The following is a 19,932-nucleotide window of genomic DNA, read 5'->3' as shown; positions in this document are numbered from 1 at the left end:
CCCAAGTGTGGCAGGTGGCGCGCCCAGGGCCAACGTGCTGTTCTCCGCAAGTGCAGTGGGAGCGATCCTGCCGCCGGTGATGTTGTTCCACCAGATGCAGCTAATGGTGCGCGGAGTGCTGGCTCAGCATTGCGCGCGAAGGGAAAGCTGACACCCGAGAGGGAATTGAGCCACCTAGCTACCGAGCCATGCGGGATGAGAAGCACCTCACTTGCTGACGCGCCAACACGCTGCAGCTCGCGGTTTCGGGACAACTGGGCCGTGATGCCTTCACCGGTAAGGAGGTGTACGAAGCGATGGATCTTTGCGTCGGACGCAGAGGTTGCAAGCGCGACTGTCCGACCGGAATCGATATGGCGAAGATGAAGGTCGAGTTCTTTGCACATTACAAGGCGCGCCGCGGCCACACCCTCACCTGCACACCATTGCGCCGCCGAGCCTGCTGGGCGACGCACTGCACTACCTGCGCGGGCAGTGGCTCAAGCTCGTGCGGTTCTTGGAAAGCGGCCTTGGCCGCTGAACTCCAACCCGGTGGAGAACGCGATCCGGCCGTTATTTGTGGGAAGGCCCAGCTGGTTGTTCGCCGACACTGCCGGGGGCGGGAATGACAGCGCCAATCTTTATTCGTTCATCGAGACGGTCAAGGCGAACAACATCGAACCCTACCGCTACCTCGTCGCGCTGTTCAAGGAGGTGCCTCTGACGCAGACCGTTGACGCCTACGAGGCTCTGCTGCCCCTGAATATCAATCTCGGCGGACTCTAGACCGCCCCGCGCACATCGATTCCGGCACCAAGCGCAAGGGCATTGCTTATTGACTGCTCAAGATCGATGCTCGAACACGCAAACCAACACGCGACTTCCGAAAGGGGCAGACGGGCGGCGTATCTACTGTGATCGGGGGCGCACGCAGATGCAGGTGAGCCCTCATGCTCCCGCACTTTCGTCGCCGGGTTCAGGGGTAGACGACACGTCCCCACCAGCTTCGCTCGGGCGATCCATCCGTGAATCGATCGACGCGAACCTCCTCGCTAAAATTAGAATTTTGGCCCGGGTAGCCCGAGCATCGACGCAATCATTCGAAACACAATTCCAGTATGAAGGGCTCACGCAACTCTTTGTCATCGCTTCGCGTGCTGCTGGGGGCCGGCCGCACGCTGAACTTCAGCCGCACGGCTGAGGAACTACACATGACGCAAAGCGCTGTGAGCAAGCAGGTGCAGGGGATCGAGGAGCGCCTGGGCATTGTGCTGTTTAAGCGGACACCTACCGGCCTGCGGACTACATATGCCGGCGCGCTGTACATGGAGAAGATCACGGCAGCCCTACGACTGATCGACGAGGCCGACGCGCTAGTGGCCCACCCAGATGCCCGTGTCAACCTCAATATTGCAGTATCGCCTTCCTTTGCACAGTATTGTCTGATCCCCAGGCTGCCGGAGTTTCTGGACCAGCATCCGGGAATCCGCATCAACGTCCGCCCGCGCTTGGTAACCGGACGCGACCGCTCCGAGCGCTTCGACGCGGAGATCCAGCTCAACACCGGCCACGCCGCAGGCATGACGGCACAGTATCTCTGCGGGCGCGAAATGGGCTTGGTCGCTGCACCTAGTTTGCTCAGGCGGCACCGCGTAAATCGGGTGGAAGATCTTGACAGCGTGCGCATGCTTAAGCGCGCCCAGCGCGGCTACAGTTGGGACGAATGGCTTGCCGAGGTCGCGCCGGGCCACCCGCCGCCTGGGGCGCATGCTCCGGAATATGAGGGTTTCTCCCTCCTTCTGCCCTCCGTGTTGCACGGCCTGGGCGTGGCCATCGTGCCGCTGTGCCTTGTGAAATTGCAACTGTCCAGCGGTGCGCTGCGGCGACCTTTGGGCGAAGTGGTGGAGGGTCGCTACGCCTACTACCTTATGCAGCCGCGCCCGAGCCAAAGCGGCCCGCAGCTTGAGGAATTTTGCAATTGGCTTATCGACATGGCGGCCGGATTGCGGATTCCACCAAGCGTCTAGTCTTGCTGTGTCGCACGAGTAGCTTTCAGTCTTCCCTTCCGCAGCAGGGGCAATGGCGGAGACGAGCAATCAGCTGGTAGCTCAATCGATAGCGCAGTGTCGTGATCGATGTTGCCACGTGGTGCTGCGCACGCAGGACTGCCGCGGGGGACGTAATCCTCGGGAAGAGCGGGCACTGGGCGTTCGATGAAGTTTTTTTTCCGCCGACAGGCTTGTCGGCGACGAGGCGTTCAGCCATGAGGAACCCGTAGGCCGCGATGCTCAAGGCGGCATGGTGGTTGAATCCCCGCCAACCTCGTTCCTCATAGTGGCCTAGACCAAAGTCCTGCTTCAGATCCTGGTAGTCGCGCTTCGGCTTGGCCTAGATGCAACTGGAGCGTGGCACGCTGAGACGTCCGTTCGGTGAGTTCGTGAGCGGACGATATGCCTATCACCTGATGCTGCCACGTCCGAATCATGGCGGCCCCGATCTTGGAGTTGCTTTGCGCTTGGCTGGAAACGGTGGCGGTGCGTTTCAGGCCGCCTGCTTGAGCTGTTCACCATTCTGGAACGGAATACCGTATGCCCATACGTCGCTTCCTCTGATCGAGAGCAACTTCGAGAATCAGCCACAGTGCAACTTTGTTGAGGTGAACCTTGTGAATTCTTGGAAGAATATTTGGGCGTCGGCTTTGCTGCTGTTTTGCTCGCTGGGATCCTCATGGGCACAGGAGCACTATCCCAGCAAGCCGATCCGGATCATCGTGCCCTACACCCCCGGTGGCAGCTCTGACGTGATCGCACGAGCGATCGGGGATGGATTGAGCAAGACTCTTGGCCAGCCAGTCGTCGTTGATAACCGCCCTGGTGCAGGTTCGATGGTAGGCACCCAGTTCGTGGCAAGCGCGGCGGCAGACGGCTATACCTTGCTACTGGCCGACGTCCCGTTCACCATCGTTCCGGCGATTTACCGAGACCGCGCGCACTACGACATCGTGCGCGATTTTGCGCCCATCTCGCTCTTGGGTGTGGCGCCCATTTACTTGTTCGTTAATTCATCGTTCCCGGCGAAGAGCGCTTCCGATCTCGCGCGTCACGCAAAGGCGGCTCCTGGGACGATCACCGTCGGATCGGGGGGCAATGGTTCGTTGACCCATTTGATGGCTGAGCTTTTCATGATCAACACGGGCACCAAGGTGGTCCACGTTCCCTACAAGGGTGGGGCAGGCGCGTTAGCTGACCTTGCAGCCGGTCAAATCAACGCGAGCTTCACATCCATGGCCACTGCGTACTCGCTGTCCAAAACCGACAAGATCGTTCCCATCGCGCTAGGCAGTGCTCAGCGCAACACGGACACTCCCAGCGTACCAACGTTCAAGGAGCAAGGTATCTCCAACATGGAGGCCGACAGTTGGTGGGGTCTGTTAGCTCCAGCGGGGGTGAATCAGCAAGTGCGCGACACGCTCATCGGTGCAGTGAGCAAGGTGATGCAGGACCCCACGATGAAGGCTCGCATGGCCGGGGTCGGGGTGAGCGCGCCAGCGAACGGGGGCCCTGCTACCCTGCAAAAGGTCATTGAGGCCGACTCGGCACGCTGGCGAGAGGTAATCCGCCGCGCCGACATCAAGTTGGATTGATCATGATTGAATCGCCAAGCGATCTGCAAACCTGGCTGTCCCACGCAGAAGCTGATCCAACACTCATGGAGGACTTTCAAGCAATATGCGGCTTTGGTGGTCGTCTTGCAGGTACACCCGCCGAAGCCAGGGCTCAGGACTGGGCCCTAGAGCGCATGCGCGCCACGGACGGACGAGCGACGCGCGTCGAAGTCCCGTACGACGGGTGGAGCTGCGAGCTCAGCGCGCTCGAACTGCTGGACGGGTCGGGCCAAGTTTCCGCCGTCTTGCGATGTCAGGCCCTGCTGCGTTCCGCGAACAGCCCTGACGGGGGACTCGAGGGAGAGGTACTGGATCTCGGCGAGGGTCGGAGTGAGGACTTTGCCCGTGCCGGCGAGCGGCTGCACGGGCGCATCGCCTTGGTCCGCCATGAGTATCCCTTCTCTTCAGGCCACCTGCATCGCCGTCGCAAATACGACATGGCTGTGCAGGCGGGAGCCATAGGCTTTCTCATTGCCAATCCGCTACCGGGGGGCGGCCCGTTGTCGGGTTCTTCCGGGCGACCGGTCAACGGCTTTGGCATACCCGCCGCGTACATCGGAGACGCAGACCGCAACGCGATTGCCCAAGCCGGTGCATACGGCCCGGTGCACGTGCGCATTCGAATCAAAGGCGAAGAGCGGCTCGATAGCCGCGCCGCGATAACGGTCCTGGATATCCCAGGCCGTAGCGGTCAACGCGTTGTGCTCAGTGCGCACCTCGACGGCCACGACCTAGGCGCCAGCGCTCTCGACAATGCGAGCGGTGTCGCTGTAGTTCTGGCGGCCGCGCGCGCGTTGACGCCAAGAATCTCACAGGCCGATCACGGCCTGCGTGTCTGCCTATTTTCGGCTGAAGAATGGGCGCTGGCTGGCTCGGCTCGATACCTGGGAGGCATGGATCCTTCGGAGCGGGCAACGCTGGCCCTGAACATCAACTTGGATACCGTTGCCGGTGACGATCGCTTAACGGCCCTGATCAGCGACTATCCCGAGCTAGCCGCCCTCATTGCCGAGGCCAGTGCCTATTCCGGTGTGCCAGTCGACTGCCATCTGCCACTCATGCCGAATTCCGACCACGCGAGCTTTGCCCACCACGGCATTCCGGCCTTGCGACTGGTGGCTGGCTTCGAGCGGCCGGAGTCAAGGGTTCGGCACATCTTGTCGGCCGACGACCAACCGGGCGTGGTTCGCGAGGATGAACTGCGTCGGGCCTTGCGATTCACCGTCGCCATGTCGTGGCATGCGTTGAACAGAGAAATCTGAGATCTAGAGTTTTGAGGTCTCGGATGCAGGCGGCGAGAGCATCGCTGACATCGAGTGAATCTCAACATTGGCTACGGGCTCCGTCAGAGGGCTCGCGGTCTTCAGTAAATAGGATCTCCCTCTTGCTCAAGCTCTACTACGCTCCTGGAATCTGCTCACTTGCCTCGCACATCGCCCTGGCGGAGGCCGACGCCAGCTACTCAACCCTTGCTGTGTCGACCATCCTTGTCGGGGGCTCCCTAAAGTTTTACTTACCGAAAGCATTGATATGAACCAGCCACTAAGCAACGCCGCGTCGCCTAAGTCAGCTCCCTCGGATGCGAGCGACAGAACCGAAGAAGCTTGGCTTGCCCGTGTCCATCTGGCGGCGGCGAATCGCCTGGCCGTGCATGACGGACTCGAAGATGGCATTGACAATCACTTCACCATGATGGTCCCCGGCCACTCGGACCGATATTTTGTACTGCCCTTCGGACGACACTGGTCAGAAGCGCGGGCAAACGACATGATCGTCTTCGATGAGTCAGGTCAAGTCCTGCAAGGCGTGGGCGACCTTGAATTGAGCGCCTTCTGCATCCACGCACCGATGCACCGGCTGACCGGTGCTAAGGTAGTACTGCACACCCACCAGACTTGGGCTCTCGCGTTGAACATGTTGGAAGACAACCGGCTGTTGGCAGCGTCCCAAACCGCTGCCTTTCACTTCTCGCGCAACATTGCCTACGATAACGGCTATAGCGGTCCGGCCCGCGCCCTGAGCGAAGGCGAACGCTTGGCATCGATCCTTGGCGGCAAGAAGGTTCTCTTCATGAGAAACCACGGCGTGGTGGTAGTTGGCGACACCGTCGCTCAGGCATATCGTCTCCTGTACAAGCTGGAGAAGGTCTGCAAGGCACAGGTTCTGGCCATGTCGACAGGCCAACCGATCAAGCTCCTGGCCGACACAATGGTCGAGGACGTCAGTGAGCCGAATCCTCAGACCAGTCATTCCCCCGCCGAACGGGAGCGCCTGTACTTCGCGGCCATGATGCGGGTCCTGGATCGCGTCATGCCCGGCTACGCCGACTAGCACTCGATGAGATCCTCGAGGTGTCAAGAAGATGGGCCTGCCGCCACCTCGCTACATCCGGCCCAGCGGGGCGGCAGGCTTCACTCGGCGCTGATCGCTTTCAAGCTAAATTGGGGGGAGTAAAACCATGAGTCTGATCTTGGGTGACGTTCGACAGGTCGGGTACATCGTGCAAGACATAGAAGCCGCGATGAGGAAGTGGATCGCCATTGGCGTCGGTCCTTGGTTCTATCGTGAGGAGAGTGTTGACGCCGACCGGAAACTGAGCCACTGGGGGTGCGGCGGATTTCTTGGACTACCGTTGGAGGTAGTTCATGTATTCATACGAAGATCGAGTTCGCGCAGTGCAGCTGTACATCAAGTTGGGCAAGCGTCCTGGGGCGACCATTCGCCAGTTGGGCTACCCGACGAAGAATTCCTTGAAGAACTGGCATGAGGAGTACGAGCGAAGCCACGATCTGTCGCGCGGCTACGTGCGCTCCAAGCCGAAGTACTCTCATGCCCAGAAGGAACGGGCCGTCGAACACTACCTCGAGCACGGGCGCTGCATTGCCTTCACCATCAAGGCGATGGGCTATCCGGGCCGGGATTCGCTGCGGACCTGGATCCGCGAATCCCGCCCCGAATTGCACGCACGTGCCGTCAATCGATCGGCCGGATCAGCGCGGCCACCGGCGTTGAAGAAGGCTGCGGTCATCGCACTGTGCATGCGCCAGGACAGCGCCCAAGCCGTGGCGCAAGAGCTCGGGGTGTGCAGGCCGACCCTGTACCACTGGAAGAATCAACTGCTCGGTTCCGAGAAGCCCTCATCCATGAAACGCCGGCACAAACCCCCAACGTCACCTGAGCGAGAGGAACTGGAGCGCCAGCTCGAATCTCTTCGACGCGACGTCCACCGTCTACAGCTTGAGCACGACCTGTTGAAGAAGGCGAATGAACTCATAAAAAAAGACACGGGCATCGACCGGCAAGTCCTGAGCAATCGGGAAAAGACGATGCTGGTTGATGCCCTGAGACAGCAATACCCCTTGCCGGAGTTGCTCGTAGCGCTGGACTTGGCAAGAAGTTCCTACTTCTACCAGCGAGCGCAACTGCAGGGCGCGGAGAAATACGTCAAGGTGCGGCATGCCATGGCAGAGATCTTCGAGTGCAATCACGGCTGCTATGGGTACCGCCGGATGCGCGCGGCGCTGAGCAGGCAGTGCCTGCGCCTGTCGGAGAAGGTGGTCAGGCGCCTGATGAAGCAGGAGGGACTGGTCGTGGCCAAACCCAAGCGCCGCCGGTACGGCTCCTACCTGGGGGAGATCAGTCCGGCGCCGGAAAACCTCCTCGAGCGTGACTTCACGGCTGCCGCCCCCAATGAGAAATGGCTCACCGACATCTCGGAGTTCCAGATTGCCGCCGGCAAGGTGTACCTGTCGCCCATGATCGACTGCTTCGACGGTCAAGTCGTCAGTTGGTCGATCGGCACGAGGCCGGACGCTGAACTGGTGAACACGATGCTCGATGCCGCCATCGAGTCGATTCCCGACAACACCCAGCGGCCTGTGGTTCACTCCGATCGCGGCGCCCACTATCGCTGGCCGGGCTGGCTCTCGCGAATCGCTGATGCCAAACTGATTCGTTCGATGTCACGCAAAGGGTGCTCGCCTGACAACGCCGCCTGCGAGGGCTTCTTCGGCAGGCTGAAGACGGAAATGTTCTACCCTCGGGACTGGAAAGCCGTGAGCATCGAGCAGTTCACCCAGTCCCTGGACGCATACATCCGCTGGTACAACGAGAAACGGATCAAGATCTCTCTGGGCGCTCTCAGCCCTGTTGAATATCGCAAGAGCCTTGGGCTCATGGCATAACCAGTCCAAGAAATCCGCCGCACCCCCGGTGGCTCAGTTCTACTTCGGCGCGAACAGGAGAGTCCAGTCACCGAGTTTTCGTACTACGGTGCGAAGTCTGATTTGCCAAGAATGTCAATCGCCCTGGCCAATTCGGGTGATATGCAACTCGAATTGATTCAGCCGCTAAACGACGCCCCATCCTTATATAGGGACTTCCTGCAAACAGGCGCACAGGGCATTCAGCACCTCGCGTATTGGACGGAGGACAAGTTCGATGAATGGAAGGCGCAGTTGGTCAGCGAAGGGTTTGAGGAAGGTCATGCGGGGCGCATCGGTAGCCAGGGCCGATTCGCCCACTATATAAATCGCGTCTTCCCGGGAACGGTTATCGAAATTTCCGAGACCTCTGGAGCCAAAGGCGACAGGTTCAAGCAGATTCGAGCCGCGGCAAGAGACTGGGATGGTTCGCAACCTATCCGAAAGATCGTCGTCTAGCCTAGTTGTTTTCAAGTGTAAAGGCCCTTTGCTGGGGCCGCTAAGAGCTCGGGGTTTTCAGGCGCTGGCCGCGTCACGCTCTTTCAGGCTTCGAATGTGTTGTAAAGCTCGCGCCCGAGCAATGCGTCGACGGTGCTGGCCAGCGTCCCACGGTTTGCCAAGAGCTGGCCGTTCCACTCTTCAACGCCGGCTCTGGCCTTCATACGAGCGACCGACGACCTGCACAGGTTGGCGTAGCTGGCCTGCAACCGTCGTCTGCACGGCCTGAGAAGACTGCCGCAGTGAGTCGAATAAGCGACACAACATTGGCCATTTATCAGGACTCTTCTTCTCTTTACTCGATACTGCTGCCGCCAGCGCGGTCCCAACAGACCCTGCCGACACTGCAGGACACCATGGCGCAAAGCACAAGCGACCCCGGCTCGACATGCTTTTCCGTGGCGCACCGTGCTGCAGAACGTGATGCTCGCGCCCGAGTTGCAAGAGAAGCGTAAGCGTTCGGTGATCCCGTCTTGACGACGGGCACAGAGGTCAGTGAGTGGTGGATGCGGTCTGCCAGCGATGTGGCAGCAAGTCATCGATCCGGCTTGCCGAGTGGGTCGGCAGTCGCTCGAGGACATCCTTCAGGTACGCATAGGGATCATGCCCGTTGATGCGTGCCGAGTGGACTAGGCTCATGACCGCCGCTGCGCGCTTGCCCGCTCGCAGGCTACCGGAGAACAACCAGTTGCCCCTCGCCAGAGCGATAGGTCGGGGCTGGCTCTCAACCCAATTGTTCGAGATCGGCACGTGACCGTCCTCGATGTACCGCGTCAATGCTGGCCAGCGCTTCAGGCTGTAGTCGATCGCCTTGATCGTGGCCAAACCTGGCGGAACCTGCTGCCCTCTGCAGGAGAAGCCATTTGTAGAGCAACGCGGCCACTCGACGCGACTTGCGCTTGCGAATTCGTCGCCGCTCGTCTGGCGGAAGTTGGCCGAGCTTCGCCTCGATCTTGAACAGCAACTGGAAGTACCGCAGCGCCTTTCGCCGACCTTGCTGTCATGGTTGGCCCACAGCTCGTGGAATTTACGGCGCGCGTGAGCCATGCAATTGGCAGCCGTCACGCCCTTCGCGATGGTCGCGTTGTAGTGTGCACGTATCCAACAAGAGTTAGTGGATACGAGCATCCTTTGCTCCTACCACGAATTCAAGATGGGATCGCCGGACGCTTACAGAGAAGCTGCCGTTGCGCGAGGCGCGCTCGAAACGGGATGGAGTACCTCAATACCTTCGGCCTCGCGGGCTTCGAGAACATTTACCCGACAGAGGCCTTGCGCAGAGGCTTCTTCGGCATGCGGTAGCGACTGCCTGGGTCATAGAGGTCCTGCGCCAGCCACTGGATGAACTGCTCGACATCGGGTCGCTGGTGGGACTCGGGGGTACAAGTGGCGTAGTACGCGTAGTAAGGTGCTGCCATGATGCTGGGAAGCAGTACGCACAGCCGACCGCTGTCGAAGTACTCCTGGACCAGGCTTGGGCGCACCAAGCCGATTCCAGCTTGATGAGCAGCGGCATCGGCGAAGAGGCCGACATCTGAGAAGGCAAAGGTGCTATCAGGCTCGGACCAGTCCAACCCTGCCGCCAGAAACCAGGGTCGCCACGGATCGATCGAGCACCGCAGCAGGTGTTCGCTGCGCAGATCCGAGGACCTCTTGAACGGGCCGTGCTTCTGTGCGAACTCCGGATGGCAGACCGCGACCACCTTCTCGTCCAGCACCTTAATCACCGTGCGCCCCGGGTAGTTGCCGTCGCCAAATCGGAAGTCGATATCAGCAGGCTCGGCCTTCGCCCCAATGAGAGGGACCGACAGCTGGATATCGATCTGGAGCGCCGGAAACTGGATGCGGATCTTTTCCAGCCGCGGAATCAGGATGCGTGCGGCAAACGTGGGCGGTGAGCTCAGACGTAATCTGAGCTTTTCCGGCCGCGCGCGCGCGGAGAAATAGCTCAAGGCGTAGAGCGCCCCACGCACGGTCTCCAGGTAGGACTGCCCGTCTGGTGTCAGAACGACATTGCCGCCAACCTTGGTGAACAGTGTCAAACTGGTGAACCCTTCCAGCTGGCGAATGCGATGGGTGACGGCGCTGGGTGTGATATTCAGTTCCTTGGCCACCAGCACACCACTCTTGAGCCGGGCCCGAGCCTCGAACGCCAGCAGGCAATGAATCGGAGGAAGGCGGGTTGAGATCGCGGACATGAGATTAGCTTAGCGCTGTAGCAAGATCTGTCCGCGTGCGCTTGCGCTCTTGAAGGGAGGCGCTAGTCTCGCCGCGCCTCGCCCTGTTAAGCGATAAACAGGAGATCACGTTTACTGTTTCTCGAAGTTCGCAAGCTACAGCGCCATTTTGAATGCAGCGTCGTGTGCCTCAGCCGGACCACTGGAAGCCGGCGAACGAGGTTTGAATGTCGCGCGCCACGGCTTGCAACACGATGGCAACCACGGGTCTGTCCACCGTTGTCGTAGCGGACTCGGGTGTGCCAACTAGCTGCGTGGCCACGCACTTGCATGAGGCAGGGGAGATGTGCTCGTGGTGATTGACTTGCAGACCTCTTACTTGAGTCCAGCCACGCCAGCTTGCGCGATCTCTTCGTCGTGCTGAGGGGTGTCCGCCGACACGCCGATGGCCCCGACGATCTGCCCGTCGGCCACGATGGGCAAGCCCCCGCGCATCAGGACGAAGCCGCGCGCAGTCGCCGCGGCGGGTCGGTTGCCGTTGATGGCGTCTTCGAGTACGCCACTGGGGCGGCGGAACAGCGCGGCGGTCCTGGCCTTGCCGGGCGCCAACTCGACGCCCGCGGGCACGGCTGCGTTATCCATGCGCACAAGCAAGAGCGGCAGGCCTGCACTATCTACCACAGAGATCACGCAAGGCCAGCCCGCAGCCTTCGCCTTGGCTTCCGCGGCATTGGCTACCTGCCGAGCTGCGGCAAGCGTCAGCACCGGCTGGGTGGGCAACTCCGCGGCGGAGGAGATCGTGCCGGTCGAAAGACCCGATGCGAGGGCGGCCACGATAGCGATACGGTGCACGAGTGTCATGTTGGGATTCCTTCGGGACGAGTGGTTTATGCGTCCGATTGGGCGGTGCCGAACAATTGAAGTCAATGGAGAGGAGCGAGCATATTATTAGGCAAAGACTAATACTCAAATATTGAAACGAAGGACCGCACATGGAACTGAGGCACATCCGCTATTTCGTCGCTGTTGCCGAACAGTTGCACTTTTCGCGCGCGGCCGAGGCACTGGGCATATCGCCGCCGACCTTGACGGTGCAAATCAAGGAACTGGAGGAGAACTTGCAAGCGCGCCTGTTCAGCCGAACGAATCGCTCCGTTGCACTGACGTCGGCGGGCGAAGCCTTCCTTGTCGAAAGCCGCGCCCTGCTGGCGCAGGCGGACCGTACGCTCAACGTCGGCCGGCGGGCCGGGCGCGGCGAAATCGGCCGCATCGAAATCGGCTACGTCGGCTCGGCCGTATTCTCGGCATTGCTGCAGGATCAGGTGCGCGCCTATCGAGCTGCGCGGCCAGACGTCATGGTGAAAGTGAAGGAACTGCCCATGGACGATTTGCCGGCGTTGTTGGAAGATGGGCGCATCGACATGGCTTTCGTGCGGATGCCCGTCGTATTATCGCCATCGCTGGCCAGCCACGTGCTGGTGCGTGACCGCTTCTGTGTGGCCTTACCCGCCGATCATCCGCTGGCTCGGGCAATGAATCCCTTGCCCGCGAAGGCGATGGCGCACGAGACCTTCGTGGTGCCCGAGCAGGACTGGGGCCTCCTGGAGGTCGCGCGCCGGGGCCGGTTCAACCCACAAGTGAGCTCCGCGCCGGGTGGGCTGCTCGCTGTGCTCACGCATGTATCGCTAGGCGTGGGCATTGCCATTGTGCCGAGCGTGCTCATGCAGTTCGCCGGCTTTCCGAACGTCATCTTCCTGGAAATCGCCGGCCTGCGCATCGCGTCCGAGGTGGCCGCCGTGTTTCGCCGACACGAGAAGTCGCCGACAGTGCAACACCTCATCGAACAGATGCGGCTCACCGTGCCTAGGCCCGTGCCTGCGGCGGGCACCGATTTCTAGATAGGGCCAAGCTGGACGTGACGCTCACCGACCTGTAGGCGGACCTCATTGAGACCGGTACCGATGTGGCTGTGCGGATCTGGGCGCTCTCGGATTGCCGGCTTGATCGCGACGGAGGTTGGCACCGCAGCGCCGCGTGCTCGTGGCCGGCCCGAGCTACTTCTTGCATTGCAGTCCATGTCCTTGCCGCCGGCAGACCTGGTCTCGCATGCCTGCCTCGCCTTCGCGCTGCAGCCCTCCGGAACCTGGTACTGCCGCCCGCACGCATTGCTCGAGAGCGCGCCCGAGGCGTGGCAGTCGCCGGACACCTGCGGGCCAATGACTCGGACGCGCTCCACGGCGCGGCCGTCGCAGGCATGGCATCGCCTTGCTGTCGATCTGGCAGGTTTGGGAAGAGTTGCGAGACGGCACCCTGATGCAGTTGTTGCCGGAGTGGGACTGATTCGTCGCGGCGGGCGCCGAATGGGCCATCTGGGGCATCTATCCGCCAAGAAGGTCGTGTCGCCGAAGGTTACGGCTTTCCTCGATTTCTTCCGGGGCCGATTTGGGCAAGCCGGCCTATTGGGATCGGAGCGGCGAGGGGGGCCTGTCGAGACGCAGATCGCCCGACCGCGGCGCAGCGCCTAGCTACCAACCCCGGTTTTTCCGGGGTGTTTACTTCATGCGGAATTGTTGGCGCTGTCGCCCCCGGTCACGTCATAGGTCGCGCCCGAAACCATATACGCGTCGTCACTGGCGAGAAAAACAACCACGGGAGCAATCGCTTCTGGCGGGAGCCAGGGAACGCCCAGCGGAGACTTGTCACTGAGCTTCTGTCTCACTTCAGCTTCGAGCTTGTGCAGCGGTTCGGCATTGGTCAAATCGTCGAGGGCCTGAGCGTATCGCTGCCTGTGCCGCGTGAGAGGCGTATCGATCAACCCGGGAATGACGGCGTTGACCGTGACGCCATACTGCCCCAGCTCCAGCGCGGCCGACTTCATCAAGCCGATGATCCCCCATTTGGAGGCCGAGTAGGCAGCACCATACTTTGTGCCGTGCCGTCCTTGCGTCGAAGACGTCACGATGATGCGCCCACTCCTATTCTTGATGAGATAGGGAGCGATGGCGCGGATCGCATTGCAGGTGCCGGTGAGGTTGACGTCGATTTGGTCTTGCCAGTCCGCATCGTCCATTTCCAGGATCGGCTTGAACGCCTGGATGCCCGCATTGGCGAAGAGGATGTCGATTTTGCCGAACGTTTCCGCTGCCCACGCTGCGGCTTCCCGCAAGGCGGGCAGGTCACGCTGGTCGAGCTGCCGCGCCACCCAACTGCCGCCTGCTGCCGCTACGAGTCGCCCTGTTTCATCCAACTCATCGCGCGTGGCGGGCTCTATTTTCAGCGTCGTGCTGACCGATCCCGCGATATCAATGCCCACTACGGCTGCGCCCTCGCGGGCGAAAGCGATGGCGGTGGCACGTCCGATCCCGCGTGCTGCTCCAGTAATGAATGCAATCTTGCCTTCAAGGCGTCTGGCTGACATGGATTGTTCCTTCTTCTAAGAGCGTAAAGCTGAATAGAATCTGCCGAGCCAGGTCTTGTCTGGCCTGCACCGCCGTCGTGGAGCACATCGCACGCCAACGGGCAGGATCGAAGCCGAATTTGCCGGCACCCGTCGAGGCCATGGTGGGATTTTTTTCGAGACCTGCGCCTAGCGGTTGCTCCCCGACAGCAGGCGTGCCGCGAACGCCGATGCGCCTGCGTACTTCGCGTGCGCGCCGAGCTCGCTCTCGATCTTGAGCAGGCGGTTGTACTTGGCCGTGCGGTCGGACCGGCTCAGCGAGCCGGTCTTGATCTGCGTGGCCGCCGTGCCGACTGCGATGTCGGCGATGGTGGTGTCTTCCGTTTCGCCGGAGCGGTGGGAAACGACTGCGGTGTAGCCGCTCTTGACGGCGAGGTCGATGGCCGCCAGGGTTTCGGTGAGTGTGCCGATCTGGTTGGGCTTGATGAGAATGGAGTTGGCCACCTTGGCCTGGATGCCCTGGCCAAGGATCTCGACGTTGGTGACGAAGACATCGTCGCCCACCAGTTGCACGCGATCACCGAGCCTGTCCGTCAGCAGACGCCAACCGTCCCAGTCGTCTTCTGCCATGCCGTCCTCGATCGACAGGATCGGAAACTGATCCACCAGGCTGACCAGCCATTCGGCGAACTGTGCGCGGTCCAGGGCCCTGTTCTCGGATGCCAGCGTGTAGCGCCCGTTGGAGAAGAATTCCGAACTGGCGACGTCGAGTCCGAGCCAGACGTCCTGGCCAGGGCGGAACCCCGCCGCCTGCACGGCATTCATCACCAAGTCCAGGGCTGCCGCGTTCGATGGGAGGTCCGGTGCGAAGCCGCCCTCGTCGCCGACGGCCGTGCTGAGCCCGCGCGCCTTCAGCAAGCCTTTGAGCGCATGGAAGATCTCGGTTCCCCAGCGTAGCGCCTCACTGAAGCTCGGGGCGCCCACGGGCAGCACCATGAACTCCTGCACGTCGACGTTGTTGTCGGCGTGCGCGCCGCCGTTCAGGATGTTCATCATCGGCACCGGAAGCACCGGCGCAAGATCCGATCCGAAGCAATTGTAGAGCGGCAGCCCCCGGGCGACCGAAGCCGCGCGTGCGGCGGCCAGGGACACGGCCAGCAGCGCGTTGGCGCCGAGGCGGGCCTTGTTCGAGGTGCAGTCCAGTGCGATCAGCTGGCGATCGAGCCCGGCCTGATCGGCCGCGTCCGTGCCGCGCAGCGCCATGCCGATTTGGCCGTTGACGTTGGCCACGGCCTGTCGGACGCCCTTGCCGCCGTATCGCGAAGGGTCCCCGTCGCGCAGCTCGACCGCTTCCCGTGAGCCGGTCGATGCACCGGAGGGCACGGCCGCGTAGCCAATAGCGCCGCCGCTCAGTTGCACCTCCGCGGCGACGGTGGGATTGCCGCGGGAGTCCAGGACTTCCAGCGCGCGAATGTCTTCGATGATGGTCTCAGCCATTTAAAAGCCTTGTCGCTTGCGCACCCAGCGTCAAACGGTGGCGATGCGCAACAGGTTGGTGGTACCGGCCTTGCCGAAAGGCATGCCGGCGATGATGACGAGCGTCTGGCCGGGACTGGCGAACTGCTCCTGCTGGGCAACCGCGCAGGCGGTGCTGGTCGACTGCGCAACATCTGCCACATCCGCGATGTGCACCGAGTGCACGCCCCAGACCAGGGTCAGCTGGCGTGCTGCCGCCACGCTGGGCGTGAGGCTGAGCACCGGCGCCTCGGGGCGCTCGCGTGCCGCGCGCAGGCTGGTCGGACCGGAGCTGGTGAAGCAGACGATGGCGGCGGCCTTGAGCAGCGAAGCGGCGTGCCGCATCGCGCAGCACACTGCCTGCGCGGTGTCCGACTTCCCAGGCACGGCGGGCGTGTGCGAGGCATCGATCAGTTGCCGGTACAGCGGATCGGCTTCCGTGCCCTCGATGATGCGGTTCATCATGGCGACCGCGGGGACGGGGTACTTACCGGCGGCCGATTCCGCCGACAGCATGACCGCGTCCGCCCCGTCGTAGATCGCGGTGGCGACGTCCGAGGCTTCCGCCCGCGTGGGGACCGGGCTTTCGATCATGGACTCCAGCATCTGTGTGGCCACGATCACCGGTTTGCCGGCGGCGCGGCATGCCCGCACCACGCGCTTCTGGATGGCGGGGACCTGCTCGGCCGGCAGTTCCACGCCGAGGTCACCTCGGGCCACCATCACGGCGTCGGTCTGCGCGATGATCTCGTCCAGGCAGTCGATGGCAGACGGCTTCTCGAGCTTGACCATGATGCGCGCCCGGTCGCCGATCAGTGCCCGTGCCTCGGTGACGTCTTCGGGCCGCTGGACGAAGGACAACGCGATCCAGTCCGCGCCAAGATCGAGTGCGGTCTGCAGGTCCCGCAGGTCCTTGGGCGTCAGCGCCGAGATCGGCAGCACCACGCCGGGAACGTTGACGCCCTTGCGCTCGGACAGGCGGCCGCCCACGATCACGCGAGTGACCGCGCTTTCCCGATCGCACTGTTCCACCTTCAGACGCATGCGCCCATCGTCCAGCAGCAACTCGGCACCAGGCACGAGCGCCGCGAAGATCTCGGGGTGGGGCAGGTTGACGCGCTCGGCGGTACCGGGTTGGGGATCGAGGTCCAGGCGGAAGGACTGACCCTCCGCCAATTGGACCGGCCCGTCGGTGAACGTACCGACCCGCAGCTTGGGTCCCTGCAGGTCGGCCAGCACGCCGATGGGGCGCCCCGTCTCTGTCTCGAGTTCCCTGAGGATCACCATGCGCGCCGCGTGGTCCGCGGCGAGCCCGTGACTGAAGTTGAGCCGAAAGACGTCCACGCCGGCGTGGAACAGGTTGCGGATGGTCTCGCGGTCGCTGCTGGCGGGGCCCAGCGTAGCGACGATCTTGGCGCGGCGGTTGCGGTGTATCGGCATTAGGAGCTCTCTTGGTGGTCAGCGCGTCGCATCGGCGCCGGCTGAGTGCTGTGAACTCGTCCCGGCACCGATGAAGATCGCGCGGAAGTCGTTCACGTTGGTGTGCGTGGGCCCGGTGAGCACCGAGGCGTCCAGCGCCTGGAAGAAGCCGTGCCCGTCGTTGTCGGCCAGGGCGTCGACCGGCTTGAGGCCCAGATCCCATGCGCGCTGCAGCGTTTGAGGTCCGACCTGTGCGCCGGCGATGTCTTCGGAGCCGTCGACGCCGTCGGTGTCGCCCATCAGGGCGTGGATGCGGGGATGGCCGTCAAGCGCGATGGCTAGCGACAGCAGGCACTCCACATTGCGTCCACCCCGGCCCTTGCCGCGCAAAGTGACAGTCGTCTCGCCGCCGGACAGCAGCACGCAGGGCGGGCTGAAGGGCTGCGCGCGCTCGGCCGTGTGCAGCGCGATCCCTGCGAGCACCTTGCCCACGTCGCGCGCTTCACCTTCCAGGGCGTCGCCGAGTATGAAGACTTTAAGACCGGCCTCCCGGCCCACCGAGGCGGCGGCTTCCAGCGCCAGCTGCGGCGTGGCCACCATTCGGATCTCGCTGCGCGTCAGGCGCGGGTCGCCCGGCTTGACCGATTCGGCGCGACCGCTTTCCAGGGCGGCCTGCGCAGCGGTGGGCAGGGCGATGCCGTAGCGCCGCACGATGGCGAGCGCATCCGCACAGGTGGTGGGATCGGCCGCTGTCGGTCCCGAGGCGATGTCCATCGGACGGTCGCCTGGGACGTCCGAAAGCAGCAGGGCGATGACACGTGCTGGATGGCAGGCTGCGGCCAGCCTGCCGCCCTTGATCGCAGACAGGTGTCGGCGCACGCAATTCATCTCGCTGATGGTCGCGCCGCTGACCAGCAGCGCGCGGTTCACGGCTTGCTTGTCTTCGAGCGTCAGACCGTCGATGGGCAGGGGCAACAGCGCCGACCCGCCGCCCGAGATCAGGCACAGCACGATGTCCTCGGGCCGCAGGCCCTCCACCAGCTCGAGCATGCGCTGCGCGGCGCGCAGCCCAGCGGCGTCGGGCACCGGATGGGCCGCCTCGACGATCTCGATGCGGGAGCAAGGCGCGCCGTAGCCGTAGCGCGTGACCACTAGACCGGAGAGGGGCCCGCTCCAATGGGCTTCGACCGCTTGGGCCATCGCGGCCGAGGCCTTGCCGGCGCCGATCACGACCAAACGGCCGCCCCGGGGTAACTCCTCGGGTTTAGGCAGATGCGGTGGTACGCACAGCGCCGGCTGGGCGGAGGCGACCGCCGCATCGAACATGCGGCGCAGCAAGGCTGCGGGCGCATGTGGCGTCATGCTTTTTGGCCGATCTCGAAGTTCGCGAGCTTCTCCAGCGCACGCACCATGGCCGAGTGGTCCCAGGCCTTGCCGCCGTGCGCGGCGCAGGAATTGAAGAGCTCCTGCGCCATGGCCGTGTTGGGCAGCGAGACGCCAAGCGCACGGGCGCTCGCCAGCGCCAGGTTCAAGTCCTTCTGGTGCAGCTCGATGCGGAAGCCCGGGTCGAAAGTGCGGTTGATCATGCGCTCGCCGTGCACTTCGAGGATCTTGCTGGAGGCGAAACCGCCCATCAGCGCCTGGCGCACGCGCGCCGGGTCGGCACCTGCGCGCGCGGCGAACAGCAGCGCCTCGCCCACCGCCTCGATGTTCAGCGCGACGATGATCTGGTTCGCCACCTTGGCGGTCTGACCGTCGCCGTTGCCGCCCACGAGCGTGATGTTCTTGCCCATGAGGTCGAACAGGGGCTTGATGCGCCCGAACACGGCCTCGTCGCCGCCGACCATGATGGACAGCGTCGCGTTCTTGGCGCCGACCTCGCCGCCGGAGACCGGGGCATCGAGGTAGTCGCAGCCCAGCGTTTTGATCTTCTCGGCGAAGGTCTTGGTCGCGATCGGCGAGATCGAGCTCATGTCGACCACCGTCTTGCCTTTGGTCAGGCCGGCGGCGATACCGTTCTCCGAGAACAGGGCCGCCTCGACGTCGGGCGTGTCCGGCACCATCGTGAAGATGATGTCGGCGCGCTCAGCGACGCCGCGCCCGTTCAGGCATTGCGTCGCGCCGGAGTCGCCGATCTCCTGGGGCATCTTTCCCAGTGTGTAGACGAACAGCTGATGGCCCGCCTTGATGAGATGGCCTGCCATGGGCGCGCCCATGATGCCGAGGCCGACAAAGCCGATCTTGAGCTTGGTGGAAGTGGAAGTCATGAATATCTCCTTGGTGTTGATTGAGGTCGCTTACTGCGCGAGTTGCTGGCGCCAATCCAGACCGCCTTCGGTCGTGGTCGCCGGCTTGTATTCGCAGCCGATGCAGCCGGTGTAACCCAGGCGGTCCAGCAGGGCGAAGAGGAAGGGGTAGTTGATCTCGCCGGTGCCGGGCTCGTTGCGCCCGGGGTTGTCGGCGAGCTGCACGTGGCGGATGAGCGGAAAGTACTTCTGCAGCGTGGCAGCCAGCTCGCCCTCCATGCGCTGGGCGTGGTAGATGTCGTATTGCAGGAACGCGTTGTCCTCGTCTACTTCGGCCAGGATGCTGGCCGCTTGCGCCGTGTGGTGCAGGTAGAAGCCCGGAATGTCGAACGTGTTGACCGGCTCGATCAACAAGTTCAGGTCGGCCTTCTTGAGCTCCCGCGCGGCAAAGCGCAGGTTCTCGACAAAGGTCTGGCGCAGCACATCTTCCGGCACCCCGGCGGGGGCCTTGCCTGCAAGGCAGTTGATCTGCTTCACGCCGAGAACGCCTGCATATTCGATGGCGCGTGCGACGCCAGTTCGGAACTCGTTGACCCGGTCGGGCAAGCAGGCGATGCCGCGCTCGCCGGCCTCCCAGTCGCCCGCGGGCAGGTTGTGCAAGACCAGCTCAAGGCCGTTGGCATCGAGCCGGTTGCGGATCTCCTGGGCTGGCCAGGCATACGGAAAAAGGAACTCGACAGCGTCGAAGCCAGCCTTGGCTGCGAAGAAAAAGCGATCGAGGAAAGGAACCTCCGTGAAGAGCATGGTGAGGTTCGCCGCGAAACGAGGCATGGTA

Annotated in this window: 17 protein-coding genes and 4 pseudogenes; 11 read left to right on the top strand and 10 right to left on the bottom strand. The window is 62.8% G+C overall.

Going from position 1 to position 19,932, the window contains the following annotated elements; genetic code table 11:
* Positions 1 to 4: 4 nt before the first annotated feature.
* The 4 genes and pseudogenes from BM004_RS41920 to BM004_RS08045 all read left to right on the top strand — a co-directional run.
* A pseudogene (locus BM004_RS41920) lies at positions 5 to 151 on the top strand (bile acid:sodium symporter); the annotation flags it as partial.
* Positions 152 to 173: 22 nt separating this feature from the next.
* Positions 174 to 413, top strand: a pseudogene (locus tag BM004_RS42465) (hypothetical protein); the annotation flags it as partial.
* Between the two features lie 118 nt (positions 414 to 531).
* Positions 532 to 765, top strand: coding sequence for a transposase domain-containing protein (locus BM004_RS08050; RefSeq protein ID WP_371268897.1), 234 nt, complete (start codon positions 532 to 534; stop codon positions 763 to 765).
* A 332-nt stretch (positions 766 to 1,097) separates the two neighbouring features.
* Entirely contained in the window at positions 1,098 to 2,006 is a 909-nt protein-coding gene (locus BM004_RS08045) for a LysR substrate-binding domain-containing protein (protein WP_093212428.1), read from the top strand.
* Here BM004_RS08045 and BM004_RS08040 read toward each other — a convergent pair.
* Positions 2,003 to 2,358, bottom strand: a pseudogene (locus BM004_RS08040) (IS701 family transposase); the annotation flags it as partial. The gene BM004_RS08045 and the pseudogene BM004_RS08040 overlap by 4 nt on opposite strands.
* A gap of 13 nt (positions 2,359 to 2,371) precedes the next feature.
* On the opposite strand from BM004_RS08040, the gene BM004_RS08035 reads away from it, so the two are divergent.
* The 6 genes and pseudogenes from BM004_RS08035 (at position 2,372) to BM004_RS08015 (ending at position 8,304) form a co-directional block, all read left to right on the top strand.
* Entirely contained in the window at positions 2,372 to 3,622 is a 1,251-nt protein-coding gene (locus BM004_RS08035) for a Bug family tripartite tricarboxylate transporter substrate binding protein (RefSeq protein ID WP_093212426.1), read from the top strand.
* A gap of 2 nt (positions 3,623 to 3,624) precedes the next feature.
* The gene (locus tag BM004_RS08030; protein WP_093212424.1) at positions 3,625 to 4,905 is read left to right on the top strand and encodes a M28 family peptidase; all 1,281 of its coding nucleotides are present in this window, start codon (positions 3,625 to 3,627) and stop codon (positions 4,903 to 4,905) included.
* A gap of 268 nt (positions 4,906 to 5,173) precedes the next feature.
* The gene (locus BM004_RS08025) at positions 5,174 to 5,974 is read left to right on the top strand and encodes a class II aldolase/adducin family protein (protein ID WP_093212422.1); all 801 of its coding nucleotides are present in this window, start codon (positions 5,174 to 5,176) and stop codon (positions 5,972 to 5,974) included.
* A gap of 127 nt (positions 5,975 to 6,101) precedes the next feature.
* Positions 6,102 to 6,206: pseudogene (locus tag BM004_RS40600) on the top strand (VOC family protein); the annotation flags it as partial.
* Between the two features lie 82 nt (positions 6,207 to 6,288).
* Positions 6,289 to 7,827 carry an IS3 family transposase gene (locus tag BM004_RS08020; RefSeq protein WP_093212420.1) on the top strand — a complete coding sequence of 513 codons (1,539 nt, stop codon included), beginning with the start codon at positions 6,289 to 6,291 and terminating at the stop codon, positions 7,825 to 7,827.
* A 111-nt stretch (positions 7,828 to 7,938) separates the two neighbouring features.
* On the top strand, positions 7,939 to 8,304 hold the full coding sequence (locus BM004_RS08015; RefSeq protein WP_093212418.1) for a VOC family protein: 366 nt from the start codon (positions 7,939 to 7,941) through the stop codon (positions 8,302 to 8,304).
* Between the two features lie 531 nt (positions 8,305 to 8,835).
* Here BM004_RS08015 and BM004_RS08010 read toward each other — a convergent pair.
* The 3 genes from BM004_RS08010 to BM004_RS08000 form a co-directional block, all read right to left on the bottom strand.
* Complete coding sequence (locus BM004_RS08010) at positions 8,836 to 9,390, bottom strand: IS66 family transposase (protein WP_371268892.1); 555 nt, start codon at positions 9,388 to 9,390, stop codon at positions 8,836 to 8,838.
* A gap of 209 nt (positions 9,391 to 9,599) precedes the next feature.
* Positions 9,600 to 10,541 carry a LysR substrate-binding domain-containing protein gene (locus tag BM004_RS08005; RefSeq protein ID WP_093212414.1) on the bottom strand — a complete coding sequence of 314 codons (942 nt, stop codon included), beginning with the start codon at positions 10,539 to 10,541 and terminating at the stop codon, positions 9,600 to 9,602.
* Positions 10,542 to 10,895: 354 nt separating this feature from the next.
* Positions 10,896 to 11,381 (bottom strand): GlcG/HbpS family heme-binding protein, encoded by a 486-nt coding sequence (locus tag BM004_RS08000; protein ID WP_093212412.1) that lies wholly within the window; start codon positions 11,379 to 11,381, stop codon positions 10,896 to 10,898.
* Positions 11,382 to 11,512: 131 nt separating this feature from the next.
* On the opposite strand from BM004_RS08000, the gene BM004_RS07995 reads away from it, so the two are divergent.
* Positions 11,513 to 12,418, top strand: coding sequence for a LysR substrate-binding domain-containing protein (locus BM004_RS07995; RefSeq protein ID WP_093212411.1), 906 nt, complete (start codon positions 11,513 to 11,515; stop codon positions 12,416 to 12,418).
* A gap of 659 nt (positions 12,419 to 13,077) precedes the next feature.
* Here BM004_RS07995 and BM004_RS07990 read toward each other — a convergent pair.
* From BM004_RS07990 to hyi, 6 genes are all read right to left on the bottom strand, one after another.
* Positions 13,078 to 13,938 carry an SDR family NAD(P)-dependent oxidoreductase gene (locus BM004_RS07990; RefSeq protein ID WP_093212410.1) on the bottom strand — a complete coding sequence of 287 codons (861 nt, stop codon included), beginning with the start codon at positions 13,936 to 13,938 and terminating at the stop codon, positions 13,078 to 13,080.
* Positions 13,939 to 14,106: 168 nt separating this feature from the next.
* The gene (gene eno, locus BM004_RS07985) at positions 14,107 to 15,414 is read right to left on the bottom strand and encodes a phosphopyruvate hydratase (RefSeq protein ID WP_093212409.1); all 1,308 of its coding nucleotides are present in this window, start codon (positions 15,412 to 15,414) and stop codon (positions 14,107 to 14,109) included.
* 30 nt (positions 15,415 to 15,444) lie between these two features.
* Complete coding sequence (pyk, locus tag BM004_RS07980) at positions 15,445 to 16,866, bottom strand: pyruvate kinase (RefSeq protein WP_093213035.1); 1,422 nt, start codon at positions 16,864 to 16,866, stop codon at positions 15,445 to 15,447.
* A gap of 24 nt (positions 16,867 to 16,890) precedes the next feature.
* Positions 16,891 to 18,213 (bottom strand): glycerate kinase type-2 family protein, encoded by a 1,323-nt coding sequence (locus tag BM004_RS07975; protein WP_093212408.1) that lies wholly within the window; start codon positions 18,211 to 18,213, stop codon positions 16,891 to 16,893.
* Positions 18,210 to 19,118, bottom strand: a complete 909-nt coding sequence (glxR, locus tag BM004_RS07970; protein ID WP_093212407.1) for a 2-hydroxy-3-oxopropionate reductase — start codon at positions 19,116 to 19,118, stop codon at positions 18,210 to 18,212. The genes BM004_RS07975 and glxR overlap by 4 nt, the downstream gene beginning before the upstream one ends.
* A gap of 30 nt (positions 19,119 to 19,148) precedes the next feature.
* Positions 19,149 to 19,928: a hydroxypyruvate isomerase gene (gene hyi, locus BM004_RS07965; RefSeq protein WP_093212405.1), complete on the bottom strand. Its 780-nt coding sequence runs from the start codon at positions 19,926 to 19,928 to the stop codon at positions 19,149 to 19,151.
* Positions 19,929 to 19,932: the final 4 nt, after the last annotated feature.

This window comes from Variovorax sp. OK212 (assembly GCF_900112425.1).
Taxonomy (GTDB): domain Bacteria; phylum Pseudomonadota; class Gammaproteobacteria; order Burkholderiales; family Burkholderiaceae_C; genus Variovorax.
The sequence above is the reverse complement of the archived record's forward strand: the minus strand, read 5'-3'. Positions and strand labels throughout refer to the sequence as shown.

Bases quoted from the DNA above. Each gene is read 5' to 3' on its own strand.
- BM004_RS07990 (WP_093212410.1), bottom strand. From the start codon at position 13,938: ATGTCAGCCAGACGCCTTGAAGGCAAGATTGCATTCATTACTGGAGCA.
- BM004_RS08035 (WP_093212426.1), top strand. From the start codon at position 2,372: ATGCAACTGGAGCGTGGCACGCTGAGACGTCCGTTCGGTGAGTTCGTG.
- BM004_RS08030 (WP_093212424.1), top strand. From the start codon at position 3,625: ATGATTGAATCGCCAAGCGATCTGCAAACCTGGCTGTCCCACGCAGAA.
- glxR (WP_093212407.1), bottom strand. From the start codon at position 19,118: ATGACTTCCACTTCCACCAAGCTCAAGATCGGCTTTGTCGGCCTCGGC.
- hyi (WP_093212405.1), bottom strand. From the start codon at position 19,928: ATGCCTCGTTTCGCGGCGAACCTCACCATGCTCTTCACGGAGGTTCCT.
- eno (WP_093212409.1), bottom strand. From the start codon at position 15,414: ATGGCTGAGACCATCATCGAAGACATTCGCGCGCTGGAAGTCCTGGAC.
- BM004_RS08000 (WP_093212412.1), bottom strand. From the start codon at position 11,381: ATGACACTCGTGCACCGTATCGCTATCGTGGCCGCCCTCGCATCGGGT.
- BM004_RS08020 (WP_093212420.1), top strand. From the start codon at position 6,289: ATGTATTCATACGAAGATCGAGTTCGCGCAGTGCAGCTGTACATCAAG.
- BM004_RS07995 (WP_093212411.1), top strand. From the start codon at position 11,513: ATGGAACTGAGGCACATCCGCTATTTCGTCGCTGTTGCCGAACAGTTG.
- BM004_RS08025 (WP_093212422.1), top strand. From the start codon at position 5,174: ATGAACCAGCCACTAAGCAACGCCGCGTCGCCTAAGTCAGCTCCCTCG.
- BM004_RS08010 (WP_371268892.1), bottom strand. From the start codon at position 9,390: ATGGCTCACGCGCGCCGTAAATTCCACGAGCTGTGGGCCAACCATGAC.
- BM004_RS07975 (WP_093212408.1), bottom strand. From the start codon at position 18,213: ATGACGCCACATGCGCCCGCAGCCTTGCTGCGCCGCATGTTCGATGCG.
- BM004_RS08015 (WP_093212418.1), top strand. From the start codon at position 7,939: ATGTCAATCGCCCTGGCCAATTCGGGTGATATGCAACTCGAATTGATT.
- BM004_RS08005 (WP_093212414.1), bottom strand. From the start codon at position 10,541: ATGTCCGCGATCTCAACCCGCCTTCCTCCGATTCATTGCCTGCTGGCG.
- BM004_RS08045 (WP_093212428.1), top strand. From the start codon at position 1,098: ATGAAGGGCTCACGCAACTCTTTGTCATCGCTTCGCGTGCTGCTGGGG.